This is a genomic window from Mycetohabitans endofungorum (genome assembly GCF_002927045.1).
In the GTDB taxonomy this organism is placed as follows: domain Bacteria; phylum Pseudomonadota; class Gammaproteobacteria; order Burkholderiales; family Burkholderiaceae; genus Mycetohabitans; species Mycetohabitans endofungorum.
Window position 1 is genome coordinate 1 of the sequence record NZ_PRDW01000042.1, and the last position, 3,392, is coordinate 3,392.

1 protein-coding gene is annotated in these 3,392 nt (G+C 56.7%); it reads right to left on the reverse strand.

Annotation, left to right across the window (positions count from 1 at the left end):
- A partial coding sequence (locus B0O95_RS15025; RefSeq protein WP_146064118.1) for a condensation domain-containing protein occupies nt 1-3,392 on the reverse strand: 3,392 nt, incomplete at both ends.

The window sequence follows — 3,392 nt, forward strand, 5'->3', positions numbered from 1 at the left end:
TGCCGCTCTGTGGGCGCGCGCGGATCAATCGGTACGTAAGCGGCCCCTGCCTTGAGGATCGCCAGCTGGGCCACCACCAAATCAATCGAGCGCTCAAGCAGCGTGGCAACAGAGTGCCCGGGGCGGATGCCCAGTTCGATGAGCCGATGCGCGAGGCAGTTGGCTCGTGCGTTCAATTGCGCATAGCTCAGTGTCTGCTCTTCATACACCAGCGCAATGGCTTGCGGGCTGCGCGCCACCTGTTCTTCGAATAACTGGTGTACACACCGGTGTGCCGGATACTCGCGCTGCGTCGCGTTCCATGTTTGAAGCAGCAGTGCACGTTCTTCGCCGGGCAGCACTTCTAAGTGCCAAACCGGCAAGTCTGGCGTATGGTCGAGCGCTTGCGCTAGGCTTTCCAGTGTCTGCTGCATATAACCGCACACACGGTTTGCGTCAAACGGCCGTGCCACTTGAACGCTGAGCCTTAACGCTCGATCGGCATCATCCACCGACAGCGTGAGTGGGTAGTTGGTACGCCCTTCTACATCTAGAAAATCCGCACCCTCCCCCGATTGCTTATCACCCAGCCGCACCACATTGCGCCGGTAATTAAGCAGCGCGCTAAAGAGTGGTGTGCCCGCCGGCACGCCACTGCAACGCTGCGCGAGTGCCAGCGACGCATGCTCGTGTTCAAGCAATGCGGCCAAGCGTGCTTGCGTATCCCGCACGCCATGCTCAACGCTATGGTCTAGTTCCACCCGCAGCGGCAGTGTATTGATAAACGGCCCCATCGCGCTGCCCGCGCCGTTGCCACCTTGCATTCGCCCGAACAATACTGTGCCGAATACCACCCGCTCCTGGCCACTCACACGCGCGAGCACCTGCGCCCACGCCAGATGAAATAAGCTGGCTACGCTTACGCCCAAACGTCTGGCCTGCACGCGCAACTGATCGTTCAATGCCTGTGGCAACTGGTGCTGCGCTTCGGTCACTTGCGCGCCGTCACGATGCACATCGGCGAGCCCGAACGGCAGTGTCGGTTCTTCCACGTCAGCGAGCATATCGGTAAAGAAGCGTTCATGTGCCTCTTGACTCACGCCCAGGCGTGCCTGCGCAACCAAGTTACGGAAGGGTTGGGCCGGTGGCAAGGTATCGCCCCGGCCATCAACGAAAGCCCGCACCTCAGTATGCATGGCTTCCAGTGTCGCGTGATCGTCAATTAAATGGTGTACCAACTCAAATAGCAGCCAGCAGCCATCGCTGTCTTGCACGATCACAAAGTGCATCAACGGGGCTTGAGTTAAATCGATACGGTGACGACGAGGATTGAAGCGATGAGTTAGTTGTTCGATGGCGGGTCCCTGAGCCGGATCCAAAACAAGCTCAGTAATCGGCAGCGGTGCATGGCGCCAGACAACCTGGGCAGGGGTAGACAACCCGTCCCACACAAAGGCAGTGCGTAAAATATCGTGACGATCAACGACCTGCCGGAGCGCATTGAGATAGTGATCGAGCGCCTTCCGATCATCAAATGATTTCTGAACCATCCGCAGATACGGGTCGCCGTCAGTGGTCAGCAAGTGGTGAAACAAAATCCCGTCCTGCAGCGGCGAAAGCGCATAAATATCTTGAATGTTTGCCACCCCACCTGGCACCCGCTCAACAATTTGATCAATATCCTCTTGAGTCAAGTCAATGAGCGGCAACATCTGCGGCGTGATCGCGGTGGTGTCGGACGTGATCACGTTGGGCGGCACCACTACTTCACGGTGCTGATCGAGCGATTGGGCGAGGGCAGCCAGCGTGGGCGAATCGAACAATGTGCGTACCGAGACCGTCAACCCAAGACGGCGCAAGCGTTCAATCATGCGTACCGCAAGCAGCGAATGACCACCCAGTGCAAAAAAGCTGTCTTGACGGCCAATACGCTCAACGCCAAGCAGCTCACTCCAAATCGCCGCAAGCGTAGTTTCCAGCTCACCTTGCGGCGCTTCATATAGCTGTTCTGACAGCGCGCTGTTTGGAACTGGCAGGGCACGGCGATCAAGTTTTCCGTTCGGTGTAAGTGGCAATGTATCCAGGCGCATGAAAGCAGCCGGCACCATGTATTCGGGTAGTTGTGTGGCTACATACTGGCGAATATCCGCGAATTGATCTAAGCTTGTCGGGTTATTTGCATAAGCATGAGGGGATTGTCCGCTGCTAGAGGAAGGCGGCAAGTAGAGATCCGTCGGGATAGCGCAAGCCATGTCGCCTGTCTGCACCAGCACAATATCGATGCATGCTGGGGCGGTCTGTTCCGACCATGTGACACCGACCCAATAACCCAACGATTCGCCCAATGCGTAGAAATCTTCGGCAGTGGGCGTCATGGCTTGTGTATGACTCGTTTTAAGCCGATGCTGGATCTGTTTAAGGTCACAATCGTCGTTATCAAGCGCCTGCATGGCTTCTAATTCGCACGCTACGCGCATATTGGGCGCCCCGACAATGCGCAGACAGGCGGGACGCTCAGCGGCTAAATGCGTCCTCACCGCCTCGAGGGTGGTGGACTTTGCTGCCCAATGCAGCTGCGGCGCATGCGCCAACGATAGCGTGTTGACTGGTCCTTTGCGCAGCACCACATCGTAGCGGTAACGGCTCAATTCATTATGGTAATCACCATGTTTGAGTTGAATATCGATCGCCGCAATCTCATCAATGGTCCGGGGCAACGTGCTGAAGAAAGCCGGCGCCAAACGCAATTCCTTTCTGGCCAACTGGGCTTGCTCAATCCGTCGGCGTACACTGGCGCGGTCATCCGTTGTAGGATCCGCCTGGTGCAATTGAACGGCACTTACGAAACACTCGAACAGTCGCAAATCGGGCACATCCCCGACGAAAATCGCGCCTCCCGGTGCAAGTAGCGCCATGGCCTGACGCAATACATCAATTAAGTAATCGGCGTTTGGGAAATGTAGTACAACAGAATTAATGACGATGGTGTCAAAGTAGTCTTGTGGCAAACCATCGGTAATATGCGCGGGCTGCGTGCGCAGCTCAACGCGCTCTGCCAATTCAGCATGCTGCGCTACTTGAACCTTCAGTGCGTCAATAACGGGAGCGGAAATATCTGTGCCCCAATACGCGCCGCAATGGGGCGCTACGTGCGCGAGCAGCAGTCCCGTGCCTACGCCAATCTCCAGCACCCGCCGCGGTTGCAACTCACGGATACGCTCAACCGCATCCGCACGCCACGCTTGCATATCCGCCAATGGGACCGGTTGACCGTCGTAGCTGCTCTTCCAAATGTTGAAGTTTTCACCAAATGGATAGTCCGCGTCGTCTTGATAGTACGTATCGTAGACCTTCTGCCATTCTTCGACTTGATTCGCCTCCGTCGCAAGATCTCGCTCGGCAGGGGCTTCATC